This window comes from Streptomyces gobiensis, assembly GCF_021216675.1.
Taxonomy (GTDB): Bacteria; Actinomycetota; Actinomycetes; order Streptomycetales; family Streptomycetaceae; genus Streptomyces; species Streptomyces gobiensis.
Window position 1 is genome coordinate 2,690,197 of sequence record NZ_CP086120.1, and the last position, 19,799, is coordinate 2,709,995.

Here is a 19,799-nt window from a genome sequence, read left to right on the forward strand (position 1 = left end):
CCGGCCACGGGTCACCGGAGAACTCGCGAAGGAGAGTTCCGTCATGCCGATCAAGCCAACTCAAGCCACGCTGCACGGATACCCCCGGCAGGGCCCCAACCGGGAGTTGAAGAAGGCCGTCGAAGGCTACTGGGCGGGCCATATCACCGCCGACGAGCTGCGGGCGACCGCGGCCGCACTGCGCGCCGCCACCCGTCAGGAGCTGCGCGCGGCGGGCATCGCAGAGATCCCCACCGGCGATTTCTCGCTCTATGACCATGTGCTGGACACGGCCTGGATGGTGGGCGCGGTGCCCAAGCGGCACCGCGGCGCCGCCGGCACCAGCCTCGACACCTACTTCGCCATGGCACGCGGCACGGCCGAGGCCGAGCCGCTGGAGATGACGAAGTGGTTCAACACCAACTACCACTATCTGGTCCCGGAGCTCAGCGCGGACACCGTCTTCACGGCCGACTCCCGTAAGCCGGTCGAGGAGTTCACCGAGGCCCGGCAGGCAGGGCTGAACGCCCGGCCCGTGCTGCTGGGCCCGATCAGCTTTCTGCTGCTGGCCAAGCCCGCGCCCGGTACTGATCCCGGCTTCGCGCCGTTGACCCTGCTCGACCGGCTGCTGCCCGTATACGCCTCCGTACTCGCCGATCTACGGGCGGCCGGCGCCGAGTGGGTGCAGCTCGATGATCCCGTACTGGTCCAGGACCAGCCGGGCTCGGTGCTGGGCGCCACCGCTCGCGCCTACCGCGAACTGTGCGCCGCCGCGCCCCGGTCGGACCGTCCAAAGCTCCTGGTGGCCTCCTACTTCGACACCCTCGGCGAGGCGCTGCCGGTACTGGCCGACTCACCCGTCGAGGGGCTGGCCCTGGACTTCACCGGCCCGGCGGCGGCCAACCTCGACTGGCTGGCCAACATCGGCGGGGTGCGGGGAAAGCGGCTGATCGCGGGAGTGGTGGACGGCCGCAATGTCTGGGCGGCCGACCTGGGGCACGCCCTGGGCACCCTCGCCACCCTGCTCGGGCTGGCCGGTTCGGTGGATGTGGCACCGTCCTGCTCGCTGCTCCATGTCCCGCTCGATGTCGCCGCCGAACGGGATCTCGACCCACAGATCACCCGCTGGCTCTCCTTCGCCCGGCAGAAGACCGCCGAAGTGACCGTACTGGCCCGCGCCCTGACCGGGGGCCGGGACGCCGTCGCCCCGCAGCTCGCCGCGTCCCGGGCCGCGCGGGCCTCCCGGGCGGGCTCGGCGCTCACCCGGGACCCGGCCGTACGGGCGCGGTGTGCGGCGGTCACCGCCTCGGATGCCCGGCGCCCACAGCCGTATCCGGAGCGGGCCGCCGCCCAGCGGGCCCGGCTGGGGCTGCCGCCGCTGCCGACGACCAGCATCGGTTCCTTCCCGCAGACCGGCGAACTGCGCCAGGCGCGGGCGGCCTTGCGCGCGGGGCGGATCAGCGCGGACGCCTACCGGGAGCGGATCGCCGAGGAGATCCGCACGGTCATCGGCTGCCAGGAGGAGGCCGGGCTGGACGTACTGGTGCATGGCGAGCCCGAGCGCAACGACATGGTGCAGCACTTCGCCGAACGGCTCAGCGGCTTTCTTGCCACCCGGCACGGCTGGGTGCAGTCGTACGGCACCCGCTATGTACGCCCGCCGATCCTGGCCGGTGATGTGTCCCGTACGGCGCCGATGACCGTTGAATGGACCAGCTTCGCCCAGTCGTTGACCGACCGCCCGGTGAAGGGCATGCTCACCGGGCCGGTCACCATGCTGGCCTGGTCCTTCGTACGGGACGATCAGCCGCTGGCCGATACCGCCCGCCAGGTCGCCCTCGCGCTGCGCGATGAGGTGACCGATCTGGAGGCGGCGGGTACGGCGGTGATCCAGGTCGATGAGCCGGCGCTGCGTGAGCTGTTGCCGCTGCGGCGCGCGGCCCATCCGTCGTATACACGGTGGGCCACGGAAGCCTTCCGTCTCACCACCGGCAGAGTGCGGGCCGACACCCAGATCCACACCCATATGTGCTACGCCGAGTTCGGCGAAATCCTCTCCGCCATCGACGACCTGGACGCGGATGTGATCAGCCTGGAGGCGGCCCGGTCCCGGATGGGCATCGCCGCGGAACTGGCCGCGTCCGGCTACCCACGGGCCGTCGGACCAGGGGTGTACGACATCCACTCGCCGCGGATCCCCGGGGTCGGGGAGCTGACCGCACTGATCGAACAGGCCCTGCGCGCACTGCCGTCGTCCCGGCTGTGGATCAACCCGGACTGTGGTCTCAAGACCCGTACAACAGACGAAGTCCAGGCGGCTCTCCGGAACATGGTCACCGCCGCGCGGAATGTTTCAGGCCGATTGCGGGACGGTGCGTAACCGGCCATACACGCTTGGCGCCGGGTCCTGGGCAGCGATCCTGCCCAGGGCCCAGGGGTCAAAGCCCGTCACTTCCGGCCACTGATTCAACACGAAACGTTACTGAAACCGGCGGGTTCGATGTGCGTTTCGTGGAGATTCTCGGCAGACTCCGGAGCGTAATCCGTCACACACCAAGCGGAAGGATGCACACAATGCGGAACACCGCGCGACTGGCGGCGGCGGGCACTCTGTTAACAGCAGCAGTGTTCGGACCGCTGGGCGGCAGCGCCCTTGCCACCTCCACACAGTCGCCTTCTTCGCTCTACGCGCCCTCGGCGCTCACGCTCACCTTCGCCCATGGTGAGAGCGCCGCAGCCAGCACGCCGGAGCGGGCAGTGACCCTGTCCTGTACACCAAAGCCGACCGGCAGCCACCCGAAGCCGAAGGAAGCCTGCGAACAACTGCAGGCCGCGAACGGCAACTTCAACGCCCTGCCCGGCAGCGGCCAGGGGTACTGCACGATGGAGTACAACCCGGTGGTCGTGACCGCCCAGGGCGTCTGGGAAGGCAAGCGCGTCAACTACGAGCGCACCTTCGGGAACGACTGCGTCAAGAAGGCCGAAGGCATGGCCGTCTTTGACTTCTGAGGCCGGCTTCTGAGGCCAGCTAAGGCCCGCTTCTGAGGCCATTTCAGGCCGACCAGACCGTCCCGCGCCACCTCCCCGATGCGGGACAGGGCCGGGGGCGGCCGGGAGAAACCCCCGTTCTCCCGGCTCGCCCCCGGTTTCATTACTGGCGAGCACCAGAAATCGAACGCCAGTATGATGCCGAGTCGTGAGCGAGTACGAGTTCCCTGCGGATCTGCTGGAGGCCAAGCGGGAGTGGTTCGCCCTTGAACAGCAGTTGACAGAGCTCTCACCGCGGGAGGCGGAGCTACGGCGGCGCTTCCGTGAGCTATCCATTCAGATCTCCATCCATCCGTACTGGGAGACCTTCACAGACGGCGGCGTGGTCGCTGCGAGAATGGCGCTCAGACAGGCGGTCCGACCCCCATGGAGCCGCGATGGCCAGTAGTGACCCCGATGAACAGACCCGGCGACTGGCCCCTCGCGGTAGCCGTACGCGGTAGCTGTCACAAGAAATACCGCAGGGCCAGCACTTGAGTGCTGGCCCTGCGGCAGTAGTAGCGGGGACAGGATTTGAACCTGCGACCTCTGGGTTATGAGCCCAGCGAGCTACCGAGCTGCTCCACCCCGCGTCGGTAAACCCCACTCTACGCGACTGAGACCCCTCACGGAAATCGCATTCCGGAACCGGTCGTCAGCTGCCGCCAACAGACAGGGGCGACACCTTCCCCGTGGCCGGTACAGCGTCATTGTCCGTGTCTGTGTCCGTGTCCGCGTCGGTGTCGACGTCGGGAAGCTCAACCTCCGGGACGGTGACGCGGAGCTCATCGGACTCCGCCTCACGGCGGGGCTGCTCCGTCTTAGTCTTCGGTGTCGGCGATGGGGTGGCGGCGGGCGGGGGTGATGCCGGACTGCTGCTACTCGTCGGCGTGGGGATCGGCGTGGGCCGCGGTGTGCTGGGGGACTCCGCCTTGGGAACAGAGCCGCGGGGTGCCGTACCGGTGCTGTCCGGCAGCTCCCGGTAGCCCGTCTTGAAGTACGCGAACCATGACTTCACCACGCGCAGATACTCGGTGGAGCGGTTATAGCCCAGAATCGCGCGGTCAAGGTCGTACGGGTCCGACAAGTCCCGCCCGCCCGCGCACAGATAGCGTCCGGCCGCGAGGGCCGCGTCGTAGATGTTGTTGGGGTCCGTCTTGCCATCGCCATTGCTGTCCGCTCCCCAGACCGCCCAGGTGGACGGGATGAACTGCATCGGCCCGACGGCGCGGTCGAACACCCCGTCACCGTCATGGAGGCCGTTATCGGTGTCCCGGATGACAGCAAACCCATCGCCGTTCAACTGCGGTCCGAGGATGGGTGCCAGCGTCGTACCGGACGCGTCCACCCGGCCACCGCGTGCCTGGCCGGACTCCACCTGCCCAATGGCGGCAAGGAGCTCCCACCGCAGATTGCAGCCCGGCGCGCTCTTCGCAAGCGCCGCCTCCGCGGCCCTGTACGCGTCAAGAACAGTGGCCGGTATCCCGCCACGTCCCGCCGCGACAGATCCGGACGATACGGAGCCGACCTCATGAGTCACCAGCGGCGGCAGCTCAGTGCGGTACGGCGAATCCCCCGAGACCGTCGGCCCCGCCGACACCGCCGCCCGCTCCGCCGGTTCAGAACTCCGCCCCACTACCCCCGGCGCCTGCGAAGCGGTCAACGTCACCATCACCACCCCCGCGGTGAGCGTCCGCCTCATCCCCCTGCGCACTCGCAACGCAGCCCAAGCCGCCATACGCCAGACCCCTCCCGCATACACAACCGGTGCCGCGCCAGCTCACCGCGCGGAACCCCTGTCACCCTCTCTACGCGGCAAGGTGACGGATCCGTCGCGGAAGTTGGCCCCTTCCGCCTCCAGCTCGTGAAGGGGGAAGGGGCCTCTCCGGCCCGGCCCGGCCCGGGTGCGGGCGGCGAACCACCGTCGGCCGGGAGATCACATCTCAGCTGGGGTGAGCACGACGAAGTCCGCGCCGGACGGATCGACACAGACGGCCAGTCGGCCGACGCCCTCCGCGTCCTCCGGCCCCATCTGCACGCTGCCGCCATGCTCGGTGACCCTGGTGACCGTGGCGTCACAGTCCGCGGACCCGAACACCGGGTGCCAGTAGGGGCGGCCACCGGTCAGGGTGAGGTGCTCCGCGGCGAGCTGCATGATGCCGCCGTGCATACGCTCCGGGTCGAGGCCGGAAGGGGTGATGAGCGCATACGTACCGCCGCCGCCCGGCAGCGGTACGTCCTCGTACTGCCAGCCGAAGAGCTTGCCGTAGAAGTCCTTCGCGGCGGCCGCGTCGGTGGTGTAGAGCTCGGTCCAGGACAGGGTGCCCGTCCCGTCCACCGCCTCCAGGCCCTGATTGCTCCCCGGCTGCCATACGGCGAACTGGCCGCCCAACGGGTCACTGAGCTGAGCCATCCGGCCCTCCCCATCGGCGTCGAACGGGCCGACCCGCACGGTGCCGCCCGCCTCCGCCACGGCCTGGGCCGTGGCATCCGCGTCGGGGGTGTTGAAGTAGATCGTCCAGGCCGAGCGGGCCCCCTCCTCGGTGAGCGGGCCGACCGCGCCGACGGTCTTCCCGCCCAGTCGGAAGAGGCCGTATCCGCCGGCGTCCGGACCGAAGGACTGGTGCTCCCAGTCGAACACCGCACCATAGAACGCGGCCGCGGCGGCGACATCGGGGGCGCCCAGGTCGAGCCAGCAGGGGGAGCCGGGAACAAAGTCAGTAGTGATCATGCGATTTCCCTCCGTAATCAGTGACGATCCCAGCGTGACACCCACCCCGGACAGTCGCTCGCCGAGCTGCGGGCTGACGGGGACCGGTCAGCCCGGCGGATAGCATGCACACGCCACGCACATACGTTCGCAGACCGTTCCGGGGGACAGCATGAGCAACTCGTACGGGCCACCTGGCCAGTTCGGACCGGGTGCGCCGGGCCCACCACCCGGCCCGCCGCCGAGCCCGCAGATGCCGTACGGCCCGCCCTTTCCGCCCGGCGGCCCGCAGGGCCCCCGCAGGAACAACGGCGCGACGGTCGCGATCATCGTGATCTGCGGCGGCCTGGGGCTCGTGCTGATCGCGGGGCTCGCCCTGGCCTTCGGGCTGGGGTGGTTCGACTCCACGTCCGGCAACCGGGCGAAGGGGCCATCCATCTCCGGCGCCCCCACCTACGACAGCGACTCGGGCTACAGCTCGGGAGGGTCGTACGACACGCCCACCCCTGAGCCCACCACGGCGACCCCCGACCCCACCGCCACTGCCTTCAAGGCGGTCTCGGCCGGGGACTGCCTCACCGTCTACGACACCGGCTACGGCGGCAGCACCGCCCAGTGGAGCACGGACGTCCCACCGGCTCCCATCTCCTGCAGGAGCGAGAAGGCACTGGTCCAGGTCACCAAGGTCACGACCTACTCCAGCAGCTGCTCAAGCGGGACAGGGAAGTCCTACTGGTCCTACCGGTCCACCACCGACGGCGAGACCACGGTGCTCTGCCTCACCCGCATTTACCACAAGAACTACTGCCTCCTGGGCAAGCAGACCGGCACCGGCAGCAACGCCAGGATCAGCCTGGGGCCGATGACCGCCGTGAACTGCACGGACAAAAAGGTCCCCACCGCCTACAACCAGATCATGCACATCACCGGCGTCTACCAGGCACCAGCCAATGCCTCAGCCCGCAACTGTGCCCGCGTCCAAGGCGATCAGACGACGTACTGGGCATGGACGGTCAACGACGGCAAGACCCTGCTGTGCACCACGATCTTCAGAGGCTGAGCCGGGAGGCGAGGGCGGGACTCCCGCCCTCGCCGCAGCGGGAGTTGAGAAGAAGGCGGGATCTGTGGCGCCGGGAACCGGTTCTCCCACATTTCTCCCCGAACGACGAACGGGCCCCTAATGATCTAGATGATCAAGGGACCCGCTGGTCAGAGATGCGCGCTCGGCAGGATTCGAACCTGCAACCTTCTGATCCGTAGTCAGATGCTCTATCCGTTAAGCTACGAGCGCTTGGCTTTCCGGCGGTTTTCCCTGGCCGGTCGGCGTTGCGGGAACAACATTACATGACCCGTGCCCGGAGGCGAAATCCGTTTGGGGGACCCCCGCTGACCTGTGAAAAAACGGAAAAGCCCCGGTCGCGGACCGGGGCTTTGGTGATCGCGAAGATCGAGCGGAGGCTCCGGGATTTGAACCCGGGATGGGGGATCACCCCAAACCGCATTAGCAGTGCGGCGCCATAGACCAGACTAGGCGAAGCCTCCAGACACACCGGGACGAGCCGTGGTGTGTGCAGATGATGGCACAGCTCCAGGGGCTGCACCAATCGCCCCCTACGTTACCCGGCGGGCAGGCTCCTGGGCAAAGCGCTTATCGGAGAGCGCCCGAGTTGCGCAACGGCGCACGGGGCGGAGCGTTAGTAAGGGGTGGGACTCGACTCAGGTCCCGTCCGTCGCTGCCCTCCGGGAGCCATCATGATGCGCCGTATCGCCGCCACCGGTATTGCTGTGACCGCCGCCTTCTCCATTGCCGCCACCGTCCCCGCGCTGGGCTGCCCACCACCCGCCGGGGAGCACAGGCTCACCATCACATACAAGGAAGACAAGGACGCGGACGAGAAGGAATACGTCCTCCGGTGCAAACCCACCGGCGGCAACCATCCCGACGCGCAGGCTGCTTGTGACGCGGTGGACAAAGCGGTCAAGGGGCCCAAGAACCCCTGGGAGCCGGTCCCCGAGGACGCCCTCTGTACCCAGATCTACGGCGGTCCCCAGACCGCCCGGGTCACCGGGGTGTGGAACGGCCAGAAGATCAAGTCCGACTTCGACCGGACCAACGGCTGCGAGATCGCCCGCTGGGACACCCTCGTACCGGCACTGCCCAAGGCAGAGTGATCGCGCTCCCAGTCAGCCACAGGCATATGTCCGTCCCTGAGCGGGTGCGGGGGCTTTCATCCCCCGTCGGCAAGTCCACATCGACCGCCGCACGGACCGCCGCTGCCCGTAGACTCCCCCTGGTGACATGCCCGGGGTGGAAGGCAGACTGACCGGGCACCACGTGGTCAGCAGGGAGGAACGTTCGTCGTGAGCAGCAGGCCATCCCGAGGCGCTGCTCGCCTCGCCGCCATACTCGACGCGCTGCCCGATGCGCTGCTGCTCGTCAACGCCAACGGCACCGTGGTCAACGCCAACAGCATCGCGCTTGAGGTCTTCGAGACCCCGGGCACCGCGCTCATCGGGCGCGGGCTGCTCGATCTGCTGCCCGCCTTTGACTCCAAGCGCATCCCCGGTTCGATGCGCCGCCCGGATGAGCAGATCGAGGGACGGCAGCCGCCGACCCGCATGGTCGCGCGACGCACCGACGGCAGTGAGTTCCCGGTCGAGGTGACCAGCGCCAATCTGGCGAACGGGCGCACGCCCTACGAGTCCTCGTTCGAGGCGGCCTTCGCCGACCACGGCAACAGCTACACCGGCGATGAGCTGCTGATGCTTGTCGTACGGGACCTCACCGGCACGCTGGACACCGAGGCCGAGCTGGCCCGGCAGCAGCGGCAGACGGAGATGATCCTGCGCGCCGCCGCCGAGGGGGTCGTAGGCACCGACACCGAAGGCCGGGTCGTGCTGGTCAATCCGGCGGCCGCGCACATACTCGGCTACCGGGCCAGCGATCTGGGCGGACAGGAACTGCATCCGCTGGTGCACCACTCACGGGGTGACGGCTCTCCGCTCCCCTATGAGGAGACGCCGTTGGCCGACACGCTGCGGTCCGGGCGCAAGCACCGGGTACGTGGACAGGTGCTGTGGTCCAAGGACGGCCAGCGGGTGCCGGTGGATATGACCACCGCACCAGTGCGCGACGGTGAGCAGCTGGTCGGCGCGGTGCTGACGTTCACCGACCGGCGGGCGCAGGACGCCCTGGAGGCCCGGCATGAGCAGTTGCTCGCCGTGGTCGACGACGCGCTGCGGGGACCGCTGGAAGAGCTGCGCGGCGAGCTCGCGGGGCTGGCGGCTGATCCGGCCGGGCAACTATGGCCGGAGGCCAACCAGATCCTGCACCATCTGGCGGCCGGGTACGCCCGGATGACGACACTCGTCGACAATGTCGTGAGTTATCAGCGGCTGGATACGGGCTGCGACAAGCTGGAGCGTCAGCAGGTATCGCTGGACACCGTGGTGACCGCCGGGGTGGAGGGCGCGGTCGAGCTGATCGGTCCGGGGCGGGCGCAGTTCGCGGTGCACGCCCCGCCGATCAGGGCCGAGGTCGACCCGGACCGGCTGGCACTGGCGGTAGCCCACCTGGTCGCGGATGTGGCGGGTGTGGACGCCACCGGTTCCCGGATGGGCGGTGGCTCGGGCGACTCCACGATCGTGGTGGCGGCGGCGCACCGGGGTGGCGACAGCGACGGTGGCGGGGTCGTACGGATCGAGGTCCGTGGGCCGTACAGCGGTGGTAATCCGGTGCACCTGCCGATCGTGCGGGGCATCGTACGGCTGCATGGCGGCGTGCTCCAGACCCATGAGGTGCCGGGTGCGACGGGTGGCAGCGCGTATGTGCTGGAGGTGCCGGTCGGCACGGTGAGCGGGAACGCCACCGAGGCCGCTGCCGAGGGCGGTGCCGAAGGCGGTGCCATGGTGAAGGAGCCGCAGCGGGAGAACGAGACGACGGTGATGCCGGTTCCGGCGCAGCCGGCGCGGGGCACGCAGGAGGCGCGTGCCGCACAGCAGGTGTCGAGGCCCGAGCCTGAGCGGGCAGCACGGTCGGCCGCCGTGCCCGGGCCACGGGCCGAGATCGAGCCCGTGCCCGCGACCCCGACCGGGCGGCGGGCGCGGCGGGCGCTGAAGCCCTTGGAGGAGCGGAGCGACGGGGCGGGGGCGCGGAGCGACGGGGCGGGGATGCCGAGCGACGGGGCCGGGGTGCCGTCCGACGGCTCCGGGGAGCACTCCTTGGGGGGCCAGATCCCGGATCAGGTGCAGCCCGGCACCGGTCGGCGGGGCCGCCGGGCGAAACCCGACAGCCCCCAGAGCCCCCAGAGCCCCCAACCGCCTCAGACTCCCCAGCCCGCCGAGCAGCGCGCCCCGTTCGCACTGCCCCCTGCGGCCGCCGACCAGTCCCCGGCCCCAGCCCCAGCCCCCGCCCCACAGCCGGAACCCCAGCCGGAGCCGCAGCCCGCACCCCAGCCCGCACCCGAGCCCGCATCCGCCCCCGGCGCCGAGACGGACCGGCCGACCGGGCGGCGGCGTAAGCCCACACCGCCGCAGGAGGAGCCGCCACCGGCGTCCCCGGCCGCCCATCCGTTGCCGGAGGAGGTGCGTACCGGCGGGGAGCCGGAGGACCCCCGTGCCGCCGGGCATACGGTGGTGGCCGCGAGCCCCATCCTGGGCGGCGCCGCGCCGAGCCCCCCGGCCCAGCCCCAGCCGCTGTCAATGCCGGGCGGCAGGGAAAGCAACGGCGAAACGTCCTCGGGGATCAGCGTGCGTACCCTCGGCCAGGGCGTGTCCCTCACCCAGCAGGTCCCCGAGCAGCACTCCGGCCAGCACCAGATTCCGGCCCAGGACCCCCGTTCGCACCCCCAGCACACGCCTGCCAGCGGTACGGGCCGCCGTCGGAAGCTGGCCGCACCGGCGGAGAACGGCGAGGGCTCGGAGCAGCAGCCAGAAACGCAGGCCACAGCGGACCACGAGTCCGCCGTCCAGCCCGCGCCGCAGCCCGCGCTGCAGGGCGCCAGCTCGGCTCCGGCGCCCGCCCGGGAGTTCGCGATAGGCGCCCCGGATGCCGGTGCCGCCGAGGGCCCAGAACCGCTGGACGGCCCGAACGGCGCGGTTGAGGTGACCGACGCCGCCGCGATGACCACGCCGCTGCGGCCCATGGATGTGGACGACGAGCTGCCGCCGGAGCCGCTGGACAACCCGCGGCGGCTGCTCGTATGGCCGGAGCCGGATGTCCCGACCCAGCAGGCGCTGACCGATCGCGGCTACCGGCCGGTGATTGTGCACTCCCGGGAGGAGGTCGACGCCCAGATCGCGGCCTATCCGGCGGCGCTCTTCGTCGACCCGCTGACCGGCCCGATCACCCGCACCGCGCTGCAGTCGCTGCGCCAGGCCGCGGTCGCCGCCGAGGTGCCGGTGCTGGTGACGGCCGGTCTGGGGCAGGCGACCCGGGAGGCGGCCTATGGCGCCGACCCGGCCGTACTGCTCAAGGCGCTCGCCCCGCGCGACAGCGAGCAGCACCCGCCACGGGTGCTGCTCGTCGAGGAGCGGCAGGCGATCGCCCAGGCCTTCGCGGCGACCCTGGAGCGGCGGGGTATGCAGGTCGCGCACGCCCCGACCGACACCGAGGCGGTGCCGGTCGCGGAGCAGATCCGGCCGAATCTGGTGGTGATGGATCTGCACCAGGTCCGCCGCCGACGCGCCGGGATCATCGACTGGCTGCGGGTCAACGGCCTGCTGAACCGCACCCCGTTCGTGGTCTATACATCGGCCGATCTCGACCCGGCCGAGCTGCCTCGGCTCGCTTCGGGCGAGACGGTGCTGTTCCTCGCCGAGAGGTCCACGAGCCCGGAGGTGCAGTGCCGGATCGTGGACCTGCTCGCGAAGATCGGTGCCAACTAGAGGCCAGCCGGGGCCAGCCGGGGCGAGCCAGCGGCCAGCCAGGAGCTGGCTAAAGCCGTGTCACGTCCAGTTCGCCCGCCGCGTACTGGGCGCGCAGCACCTTCTTGTCGAACTTCCCCACGCTGGTCTTCGGCACCGTCGGTATCACCGACCAGCGCTCGGGCAGCTGCCAGCGGGCGATCCGCTCGCCGAGGAAGGTGTGCAGCTGCTCATAGGTGGCCTCAGCGCCGTCCCTGAGTACGACGGTGGCCAGCGGGCGCTCCCCCCACTTCTCGTCCGGAACGGCGACGACCGCCGCCTCGGCGACCGCCGGGTGGGCCATGAGATGGTTCTCCAGCTCCACCGAGGAGATCCATTCCCCACCGGACTTGATGACGTCCTTGGCCCGGTCCGTCAGCGTCAGATAGCCGTCCGGTGAGATGGTGCCGACATCGCCCGTGCGCAGCCAGCCGTCCTCGCTGAACTTGTCCCCGGGGCGCAGCGGCTCATCGGACGCCGCACCCCCGTAGTAGGCCCCCGCGATCCATGGGCCGCGTACCTCCAGCTCACCGGCTGTCTCGCCATCCCAGGGCGCGAAGGAGCCGTCAGGACTGGCGAGTCGTGCCTCGACGGAGGCGGGGAAACGGCCCTGGGTGAGGCGGTAGGCCCAGGTCTCGTCCTCGCTGAGCCCGGCGGGCGGGTGCGCGACCGTGCCCAGCGGTGAGGTCTCGGTCATGCCCCAGGCGTGTACGAGCGTGACGCCGTACCGCTCCTCGAAGGCGCGCATCAGGCTGGGCGGACAGGCTGAGCCGCCGATGACGACGCGGGCCATGGAGGAGATGTCGCGGGGCTTGGCGTCCAGCTCGGCCAGCAGCCCCTGCCAGATGGTGGGGACGGCGGCGCCCAGGCTGGGCCGTACCGTCTCGATCATCTCGGCGATCGGGCCGGGCTGCAGAAAGCGGTCCGTCATCAGCATCGAGGTGCCCGACATATAGGCGGCGTGCGGCAGCCCCCAGGCGTTGACATGGAACATCGGCACCACGGCCAGGGCCGTATCGGCCCCGGTCATACCGAACGCCTCGGCGCTGTTGACCTGCAGTGCGTGCAGATAGACCGAGCGGTGGCTGAAGAGCACGCCCTTGGGGTCGCCGGTCGTTCCGGAGGTGTAGCAGAGCGAGGCGGCCTGGCGCTCATCCACCTCCGGCCAGTCGTACGTGGTCGGACGGCCGGCGAGCAGTTCCTCGTACTCGTGCACCCGCGCGGTCGCCCCCTCCAGCGCGGAGCGGTCGCCCGGACCGGCCACGACGATGTGCTCAATGGAGGGGAGCTTCGGCAGCAGCGGAGCGAGCAGCGGCAGCAGGGTGCCGTTGACGATGACGACCCGGTCGGCGGCGTGGTTGACGATCCACACCAGCTGCTCGGGCGGCAGCCGCAGATTGAGGGTATGCAGCACCGCGCCCATGGACGGAATCGCCAGATAAGCCTCAAGGTGCTCGGCGTTGTTCCACATCAGCGTCCCGACCCGCTGATCGCCCTCGACGCCGAGCTCATCGCGGAGCGCGTGGGCGAGCTGTGCCGCGCGGGCGCCGGTCTCGGCGAAGGAGCGGCGCTGCGGCTCGGCCTCTCCGGTCCATGTGATGACCTGCGCCGTGCTATGCACCTTCGTGCCATGGGCGAGGATACGGCTCACCGTCAGCGGTACATCCTGCATCGTGCTCAGCACCAGGGGCCTCCTGAGGTATCGGATGTTTACGCGCGAGTAGCGCGAGCTCATCCCTCGGCAGCCTGCCACCGACCAAGCGGTATGTCACCCCGTCGTACGCGAAGTCATCCGGCAAAGTCCCGCGCTAGCGGCCCCTAGGCCGCGGTCCCCACCACATCCGCCGCGAGCTGCGCGTCCTCCCGCAGTTTGGCCAGCGCCCGGGACACCGCGCTCTTGACGGTGCCGACCGAGACGCCGAGCACCTCGGCGGTCTGCGCCTCGCTCAGATCCTCGTAGTACCGCAGCACGACCATGGCCCGCTGCCGGGCCGGCAGCTTGAGCACAGCTCGCCACATGGCATCCCGTATCGCCTGCTGCTCGGCCGGGTCCGGGGCCGGGACCGGTTCGGGCTCGGGCAGCTCGTCGCAGACGAACTCATCGACCTTGCGCTTACGCCACTGCGAGGTGCGGGTGTTGAGCAGCGCACGGCGCACATAGCCGTCCAGGGCCCGGTGGTCCTCGATCCGCTCCCACGCCAGGTATGTCTTGGTCAGCGCCGTCTGGAGCAGATCCTCGGCATCACTCGGGTTGGCCGTGAGGGAGCGGGCAGTGCGCAGCAGCACGGGCCCGCGCGCCTGCACGTACGACGAGAACGTCAGCGGCGTCACAAGCGGCGTCACGGTGGCGGATGTCCCAGGCGTGGTCATGGCTCAACGCTAGAAGCGGGCGGGGTACGGGCGGATCGGCCGGAAGTGCCGAGAAGGCTCCGCCTCAGGTTGTAGGGGTGGGGGCGGCCCCACCTCCTTGGGGTGGAGGCGGAGCACACGACAGATCAGGGACTCACCTGATGATCGCCACCGGAGCGTCCACCATATTGCTGTCGATCCGCATGCCGTGACCGCCGTAGCTGCGGTGTACATCCCCCTCGTACTGATGGATACGGCGGTGCGGAAACCACGCTGCGGGATCCAGCGAGGGCTCATCGCGGACCGAGGGTGCGACCCGCCATCGGGCGAACCAGATCACATCCGGCAGATCCATCACCCCTTCCTTACGCGCGGCCTCCATATGGGCCACCCCGGAGTCGGCGCCACTGTAGAAACCGGGGAAATAGCCATGCAGGCGCACCGCGCGGTTCCAGCCCCGGACGAAGCCGAGGGTGGTCGCGGCACAGGCGGTGTCGTGGTGGTCGTACTTCTCCATGTCCAGATAGAGCGGGCTGCCCTTCGCAAAGCCGTGGGCCCTGGCCTGCTCGACCGCGTCCAGCCCCTCACTCATGCCCTGACTCCAGGGCCTGTCGCTGTCCATCCGGACGCCTTGCTTGTTGGCGGCGCCGACGCAGGGGGACTGGGAGCCGACGTAGAGCGGCAGCACCTTCCAGCCCAGCCGGTCCACATTCCGTACCCAGGTCGCGTCGAGGTTCGGCTGTGTCGGGCAGGCCCGGCCCCGGCCGCCGAAGTAGACGCCGATGGCGCGGTACGGGGAGTCCAGCCAGGCCCGCATGGTGGCGTACGCCGGGGTCCGGCAGGTGTCCAGCGCGCGGCCGGTGAAGACGTCCGCGCCCTTCTCCCGGATATCGGCCTCCAGCTCGGAAGGGGGCGTGGGCGCGGCCCCGGTGAGGGCGGTGACCAGCACCAGCAGGAGGGCCGTCAGCTGAGTTCTCTGCCGCATACGGTGAGTGAAAGATCCGTACGCCGCCATACCCGGCAGACACGCCCGCCGTTCAGCCGTCTGCCCCGAGGAGCAGCCCGGAGGTTGGTACCCCGGTGCCCGCGGTGACCAGCACATGGGCGGCGCCGTCCACCTGGTTGACGGAGCTGCCCCGCACTTGCCGTACGGCCTCCGCGATGCCGTTCATGCCATGCAGATACGCCTCGCCGAGCTGCCCGCCATGGGTGTTGAGCGGCAGCATGCCCTCGGCGACGAAGCCGGCGGCCTCGCCCGGCGCACAGAAGCCGAACTCCTCCAACTGCATCAGTACGAACGGCGTGAAGTGGTCATAGAGGATGCCGACATCAACCTCGGCGGGGGTGAGTCCGCTCGTCCGCCACAGCTGCCGGGCGACCACGCTCATCTCGGGCAGCCCGGTGAGGTCATCGCGGTAGAAGCTGGTCATCTGCTCCTGTGCGCGGCCCGCCCCCTGCGCGGCGGCGGTGACGACGGCGGGACGTTGCCGCAGCTCCCGGGCGCGCTCCACTGACGTCAGGACCAGGGCCTGCCCGCCATCGGTCTCCTGGCAGCAGTCGAGCAGCCGCAGCGGTTCGGCGATCCACCGGGAGGCCGCATGGTCGGCGAGGGTGATGGGCCTGCCGTGAAAGTACGCGGCCGGATTCGCCGCCGCGTGCCGTCGGCCGGTGACGGCGACATGCCCGAAGACCTCGGGGGTGAGGCCGTAGGCGTACAAGTAGCGCTGCGCCGCCATCGCCACCCAGGAGGCGGGCGTAAGCAGCCCGAACGGCAGCGACCAGCCCAGCGCGACCCCTTCCGCGGACGGCTCGCGCCGCTGTACCCCGGCCCCGAAGCGCCGCCCGGAGCGCTCATTGAACGCCCGGTAGCAGACGACGACTTCGGCCACCCCGGCGGCTATGGCGAGCGCCGCCTGCTGCACGGTGGCGCAGGCGGCACCGCCGCCGTAGTGCACCCGGGAGAAGAAGGACAACTCGCCGATCCCCGCCGCCTGGGCGACGGTGATCTCCGGGCTGGTGTCCATGGTGAAGGTGACCAGCCCATCGACGTCACCCGGCCCGAGACCGGCATCCGCGAGCGCCGCTCGCACGGCCTCCACAGCCAGCCTGAGCTCACTGCGCCCGGAGTCCTTGGAAAACTCGGTGGCCCCGATCCCCACGATGGCGGCTTGGCCGCCGAGCGTGTCCGCGGTACGGATACTCATCCCCTGTCCCGCCCGATTGAGGGCCGGGGGTCTGGGGGCGGAGCCCCCGGGAACTCCACGGTCACCGTGCCGGTGACATGCGCGCCCAGCCGGTTCCTGCCGGTCACGGCGACCTCCGCGGTGCCGCCGCGCACCGCGGTCACCGTGCCGGTGAGGGTCATCTCATCCCCCGGGTAGTTCGGGGCGCCAAGCCGGATCCGCACCTGCCGTAACCGGGCCGTCGGCCCCGCCCACTCGGTGATATAGCGGCCGACCAGGCCGTTGGTCGTCAGGATGTTCATAAAGATGTCCGGCGACCCCTTCTCCTTGGCGAGCTCCACATCGTGGTGAACGTCCTGGTAGTCGCGGGTGGCGATGGCGCCCGCGACGATCAGAGTGCGGGTGATGGGGATACGCAGCGGGGGAAGCTCGTCCCCCGCTCGGGGGCTCGTGCCCGTCATCCGGCGGCCCTGCCTTCCTTCTCGGGCTGAGCGAGCAGCGAGCCAAGCTCGGCGAGCAGTTCAGCCGGGGAGCCGAGGTAGGCGTCCAGCTGCCGCCCCCAGAGAAAGTGCCGGTGGACCTCGGAGGTGACATCGGCGCCAACGCCGCCATGCAGATGCTGGCCCGTATGGACGACACGCCGGCCCGCCTCCGCCGCCCACCAGGCCGCGGTCAGCGAGTGCGTGTCGGCAGGCAGCCCCTGGTCATGGCGCCAGGCCGCCTCATGGGCCGTGACCCGAATGGACTCGATGTCCATATACGCGTCGGCGGCGCGAAGCTGGACCCCCTGGTTGGTGCTGAGCGGACGGCCGAACTGTTCCCGGTCGCCGGTGTACGCGACGGCCAGCGCGAGAGACCCCGCACAGACCCCGGCTTGCAGCGCCGCGAAGCCCGTACGAGCACGGGCGAGGGTGTCGTCATACCCGCCCGGACCCAACGCCACCGCGGGGGCGGCCGCCAGGGTCAGACGCCCGGCATCCCAGGGCGCGGTGGTCTCCACGGGCTCGATCAAGGTGGCGTCCTCGACCCGAAGCAGCCAGAGCTGTTGATCCGTATCGGGGATGAGGACATGGCTGGCGTCGCGGAGCCAGGGGACCAGCGGCAGGGTGCCGGTCAGCCGGTCACCGCCGTGCGAGCGTACGCGGCCACGCTGTGGAAAGGCGCCGGTGGCGACGGCCGTACCGGCGAGCAGCGCGGGCAGCAGCTGCGCCCTCAGCCCGGTGGTGCCATGACGGCTCACCGGTCCGATGCCGTAGAGGCAGGTGGCCGCGAGCGGAATCCCGGCGGTGCGCTTGCCCGCCTCCTCCAGGAGCAGACAGGTGCCCAGCAGCCCGGTCTCGGTTGCCCCCTCGAGCACGCCGGACGTACCCAGCGCCTTCCACAACTCACTGCCGGTGCCGTCGGCCTTGCTGTCGGCCTTGTCATCGGCCTTGTCATCGGCCTTCTCATCGAGGATCCGCGCGGCCAGCTCCACCAGTGCCAGCTGATCCTCATTGGGCGTGAAGTCCATCAGGCATCCACCCCCCGGAACACGGGCAGCTCCAGCTCCTCGTCCTCCACCCGGAGGAACTCCAGCTGAACGGGCATACCGATACGCACCTTGTCGTACGGCACACCGGTGATGTTGCTGATGATCCGCACGCCCTCGGCGAGTTCGATCAGAGCCACCGCATAGGGCGGGTCGAAGGCCGGGAAGGGCGGATGGTGCATGACCACATACGAGTACACCGTGCCGTGCCCGGCGGCTTCGACCGTGTCCCATTCCTGGCCACCGCACGCGTTACAGCCCGGGAGCCAGGGAAAGCGCAGGGTCGCACAGCGGGTGCAGCGCTGGATGAGCAGGCGGTGCTCGGCCACGCCCGCCCAGAAGCCCGCGTTGTCGCGGTTGACGACCGGCCGCGGACGCTTCTCCTTCGGCCTGCCCCGGCCCTTGTACTTGAGAATCCGGAAGCGGTGCCTGCCCGCGAGCTGATCACCCGCCCGGACATCCATCCGGGTGGTGATGAAGTAACCGGTGCCCAGCTTTGTGGCCTTACGCGTGGAGACCGACTCAATGACCGCGTCAAAGGTGATCCGGTCCCCGGGGCGAAGCGCCCGTGGATACTCCTGCTCGCAGTCGGTCGCGACGACCGACGTACAGCCCGCCGCATCGAGCGCGCCCAGCAGCGCGTCATAGGTGTCCGAGCGCCCGGAATCCGCCGGATGCCCGGCCAGCCCGCCCATCGTCCACACCTGGAGCATCGTCTGAGGCGCGGAGCCGTCCGGCGGCACGGGATGGCCCATCGCCTCGCACCAGTGCCGGATCATCGGCTCATTGACGGGATCCCTGCCCACGCCGGCCGTGGCCGCGGGCTGCCCCTCATACACCCTCAGCCGCTCATACAGCTCATCCCGCTCGCCCCCGCTCACCGCTGCTTCCTCCGCATACCCAGCCGCATCTTCGCGACGATCTCCCGCTGGACCTCGCTCACTCCGCCGCCGAAGGTGTTGATCTGCGCGGCACGATTCATCCGCTCCAGCTCACCGTCCCCGAAGACGCCCGGCGATCCGGCGCGGATCAGCCCGCTCTCACCGGTCACCTCCTGGCAGAGGGCGTACACGGCTACGGCGCTCTCGGTACCCGCGAACTTCACCCCGCTGGCATCCCCCGGGCTGAGCCGCCCCGCACCGACATCCCCCACCAGTCGCCAGCTGAGCAGCCGGGTCGCGGCGAGCCGGGCGTGTGCCTCGGCCAGCCGGGCCCGTACCCAGGGCTGGTCGGCCGGTCGTTCGCCAGTGGCGGGGTCGGGTGTACGGGCGTGGGTGAGCGCCGCCGCGTAGTGGTCCTCGGCCTGCATGCCCATGGCGGCCAGCGCGACCCGCTCATGGTTGAGCTGATGGGTGATGAGGCTCCAGCCGCCGTGCTCCGGACCGACGAGGTTCCCGGCGGGCACCCGTATGCCGTCGTAGTACGTCGCGGTGGTGGTCAGTCCGCCCACCGTCTCGATGGGCGTCCAGGAGAACCCGGGGGCGTCCGTCGGCACCAGGATGATGGAGATCCCCTGGTGCTTGGGGGCTTCCGGGTCCGTACGGCAGGCGAGCCAGATCCAGTCGGCGTGCTGGGCGTTGCTGGTGAAGGTCTTGTTTCCGTCGATGACCCAGTCGTTCCCCTCCCGCACCGCCCTCGTTCGGAGGGCAGCGAGGTCCGTACCGGCGCCCGGCTCCGTATAGCCGATGGCGAAGACCAGATCGCCGCGGAGGATGCGCGGCAGAAAGTAGGACTTCTGCTCCGCTGTCCCATACGTCATCAGGGTCGGCCCGACGGTATTGAGGGTGACCATCGAGACGGGTGCCCCGGCCCGGTAAGCCTCGTCGAAGAAGACGAACTGCTCCTCGGCACCGCGCCCCTGGCCGCCGTACTCGACCGGCCAGCCCAGGCCGAGCAGCCCATCGGCGCCCATCCGGCGGAGCAGCCGCCGCTGCCCGGCCGGATCACCGTTGAGAGCGGTGCGGCCACCCTTGGGCATCAGCCGGCGGAAGTACGCACGCAGCTCTGTACGCAGCTCCTGCTGGCGCGGGGTGGATGCGAAATCCATTCCCTGACTGTCCGTCAGATAGCGGGGCAGTGTCAAGGCCGGGCCCCCCAACACGACCGCGCGGCCGCACCG

At 70.1% G+C, this 19,799-nt stretch carries 16 protein-coding genes and 3 tRNA genes; 6 read left to right on the forward strand and 13 right to left on the reverse strand.

From position 1 onward, the window contains the following. Positions 1–43: 43 nt before the first annotated feature. The 3 genes from metE (at position 44) to test1122_RS12450 (ending at position 3,415) form a co-directional block, all read left to right on the forward strand. On the forward strand, positions 44–2,359 hold the full coding sequence (gene metE / locus test1122_RS12440; RefSeq protein WP_232269236.1) for a 5-methyltetrahydropteroyltriglutamate--homocysteine S-methyltransferase: 2,316 nt from the start codon (positions 44–46) through the stop codon (positions 2,357–2,359). A 194-nt stretch (positions 2,360–2,553) separates the two neighbouring features. Next, positions 2,554–2,988 (forward strand): subtilase-type protease inhibitor, encoded by a 435-nt coding sequence (locus tag test1122_RS12445; protein WP_232269237.1) that lies wholly within the window; start codon positions 2,554–2,556, stop codon positions 2,986–2,988. A gap of 187 nt (positions 2,989–3,175) precedes the next feature. Beyond that, positions 3,176–3,415, forward strand: coding sequence for a hypothetical protein (locus test1122_RS12450; RefSeq protein ID WP_232269238.1), 240 nt, complete (start codon positions 3,176–3,178; stop codon positions 3,413–3,415). Between the two features lie 110 nt (positions 3,416–3,525). Here test1122_RS12450 and test1122_RS12455 read toward each other — a convergent pair. From test1122_RS12455 to test1122_RS12465, 3 genes are all read right to left on the reverse strand, one after another. Then, a tRNA-Met gene (locus test1122_RS12455) sits at positions 3,526–3,599 on the reverse strand. Between the two features lie 62 nt (positions 3,600–3,661). After that, positions 3,662–4,678, reverse strand: a complete 1,017-nt coding sequence (locus test1122_RS12460; protein ID WP_232271885.1) for a lytic transglycosylase domain-containing protein — start codon at positions 4,676–4,678, stop codon at positions 3,662–3,664. Between the two features lie 264 nt (positions 4,679–4,942). Continuing rightward, on the reverse strand, positions 4,943–5,737 hold the full coding sequence (locus test1122_RS12465) for a VOC family protein (protein WP_232269239.1): 795 nt from the start codon (positions 5,735–5,737) through the stop codon (positions 4,943–4,945). A gap of 151 nt (positions 5,738–5,888) precedes the next feature. Here test1122_RS12465 and test1122_RS12470 point away from each other — a divergent pair, with 151 nt between their 5' ends. Next, positions 5,889–6,776: an LppU/SCO3897 family protein gene (locus tag test1122_RS12470; protein WP_232269240.1), complete on the forward strand. Its 888-nt coding sequence runs from the start codon at positions 5,889–5,891 to the stop codon at positions 6,774–6,776. A gap of 158 nt (positions 6,777–6,934) precedes the next feature. On the opposite strand, the gene test1122_RS12475 is transcribed toward test1122_RS12470, so the two are convergent. Then, positions 6,935–7,007, reverse strand: a tRNA-Arg gene (locus tag test1122_RS12475). A 161-nt stretch (positions 7,008–7,168) separates the two neighbouring features. Next, a tRNA-Ser gene (locus test1122_RS12480) sits at positions 7,169–7,258 on the reverse strand. 210 nt (positions 7,259–7,468) lie between these two features. On the opposite strand from test1122_RS12480, the gene test1122_RS12485 reads away from it, so the two are divergent. Together test1122_RS12485 and test1122_RS12490 are read left to right on the forward strand one after the other, a co-directional pair. Next, positions 7,469–7,888 (forward strand): SSI family serine proteinase inhibitor, encoded by a 420-nt coding sequence (locus tag test1122_RS12485; RefSeq protein ID WP_232269241.1) that lies wholly within the window; start codon positions 7,469–7,471, stop codon positions 7,886–7,888. 189 nt (positions 7,889–8,077) lie between these two features. Continuing rightward, entirely contained in the window at positions 8,078–11,602 is a 3,525-nt protein-coding gene (locus test1122_RS12490) for a PAS domain-containing protein (protein WP_232269242.1), read from the forward strand. Between the two features lie 49 nt (positions 11,603–11,651). Here test1122_RS12490 and test1122_RS12495 read toward each other — a convergent pair whose 3' ends face one another. From test1122_RS12495 to test1122_RS12530, 8 genes are all read right to left on the reverse strand, one after another. After that, positions 11,652–13,304, reverse strand: coding sequence for a long-chain fatty acid--CoA ligase (locus test1122_RS12495; protein WP_232269243.1), 1,653 nt, complete (start codon positions 13,302–13,304; stop codon positions 11,652–11,654). A gap of 134 nt (positions 13,305–13,438) precedes the next feature. Then, positions 13,439–13,990 carry a SigE family RNA polymerase sigma factor gene (locus test1122_RS12500; protein WP_232269244.1) on the reverse strand — a complete coding sequence of 184 codons (552 nt, stop codon included), beginning with the start codon at positions 13,988–13,990 and terminating at the stop codon, positions 13,439–13,441. A gap of 133 nt (positions 13,991–14,123) precedes the next feature. Continuing rightward, positions 14,124–14,954, reverse strand: a complete 831-nt coding sequence (locus test1122_RS12505) for a DUF1906 domain-containing protein (RefSeq protein WP_232269245.1) — start codon at positions 14,952–14,954, stop codon at positions 14,124–14,126. Positions 14,955–15,006: 52 nt separating this feature from the next. Further along, complete coding sequence (locus test1122_RS12510) at positions 15,007–16,173, reverse strand: lipid-transfer protein (RefSeq protein ID WP_232269246.1); 1,167 nt, start codon at positions 16,171–16,173, stop codon at positions 15,007–15,009. Continuing rightward, complete coding sequence (locus test1122_RS12515) at positions 16,170–16,613, reverse strand: MaoC family dehydratase (protein WP_232269247.1); 444 nt, start codon at positions 16,611–16,613, stop codon at positions 16,170–16,172. Before test1122_RS12515 ends, test1122_RS12510 begins: the two co-directional genes overlap by 4 nt. Further along, positions 16,610–17,662, reverse strand: coding sequence for an acyl-CoA dehydrogenase family protein (locus tag test1122_RS12520; RefSeq protein WP_232269248.1), 1,053 nt, complete (start codon positions 17,660–17,662; stop codon positions 16,610–16,612). The genes test1122_RS12515 and test1122_RS12520 overlap by 4 nt, the downstream gene beginning before the upstream one ends. After that, positions 17,662–18,561 (reverse strand): Zn-ribbon domain-containing OB-fold protein, encoded by a 900-nt coding sequence (locus tag test1122_RS12525; RefSeq protein WP_232269249.1) that lies wholly within the window; start codon positions 18,559–18,561, stop codon positions 17,662–17,664. The genes test1122_RS12520 and test1122_RS12525 overlap by 1 nt, the downstream gene beginning before the upstream one ends. Then, the gene (locus test1122_RS12530; protein WP_232269250.1) at positions 18,558–19,727 is read right to left on the reverse strand and encodes an acyl-CoA dehydrogenase family protein; all 1,170 of its coding nucleotides are present in this window, start codon (positions 19,725–19,727) and stop codon (positions 18,558–18,560) included. The genes test1122_RS12525 and test1122_RS12530 overlap by 4 nt, the downstream gene beginning before the upstream one ends. Positions 19,728–19,799: the final 72 nt, after the last annotated feature.

Excerpts from the sequence above, each read along its gene's own strand:
- metE (WP_232269236.1), top strand. The coding sequence starts at position 44 with ATGCCGATCAAGCCAACTCAAGCCACGCTGCACGGATACCCCCGGCAG.
- test1122_RS12445 (WP_232269237.1), top strand. The coding sequence starts at position 2,554 with ATGCGGAACACCGCGCGACTGGCGGCGGCGGGCACTCTGTTAACAGCA.
- test1122_RS12460 (WP_232271885.1), bottom strand. The coding sequence starts at position 4,678 with ATGGTGACGTTGACCGCTTCGCAGGCGCCGGGGGTAGTGGGGCGGAGT.
- test1122_RS12465 (WP_232269239.1), bottom strand. The coding sequence starts at position 5,737 with ATGATCACTACTGACTTTGTTCCCGGCTCCCCCTGCTGGCTCGACCTG.
- test1122_RS12470 (WP_232269240.1), top strand. The coding sequence starts at position 5,889 with ATGAGCAACTCGTACGGGCCACCTGGCCAGTTCGGACCGGGTGCGCCG.
- test1122_RS12485 (WP_232269241.1), top strand. The coding sequence starts at position 7,469 with ATGATGCGCCGTATCGCCGCCACCGGTATTGCTGTGACCGCCGCCTTC.
- test1122_RS12500 (WP_232269244.1), bottom strand. The coding sequence starts at position 13,990 with ATGACCACGCCTGGGACATCCGCCACCGTGACGCCGCTTGTGACGCCG.
- test1122_RS12505 (WP_232269245.1), bottom strand. The coding sequence starts at position 14,954 with ATGCGGCAGAGAACTCAGCTGACGGCCCTCCTGCTGGTGCTGGTCACC.
- test1122_RS12510 (WP_232269246.1), bottom strand. The coding sequence starts at position 16,173 with ATGAGTATCCGTACCGCGGACACGCTCGGCGGCCAAGCCGCCATCGTG.
- test1122_RS12515 (WP_232269247.1), bottom strand. The coding sequence starts at position 16,613 with ATGACGGGCACGAGCCCCCGAGCGGGGGACGAGCTTCCCCCGCTGCGT.
- test1122_RS12520 (WP_232269248.1), bottom strand. The coding sequence starts at position 17,662 with ATGGACTTCACGCCCAATGAGGATCAGCTGGCACTGGTGGAGCTGGCC.
- test1122_RS12530 (WP_232269250.1), bottom strand. The coding sequence starts at position 19,727 with ATGGATTTCGCATCCACCCCGCGCCAGCAGGAGCTGCGTACAGAGCTG.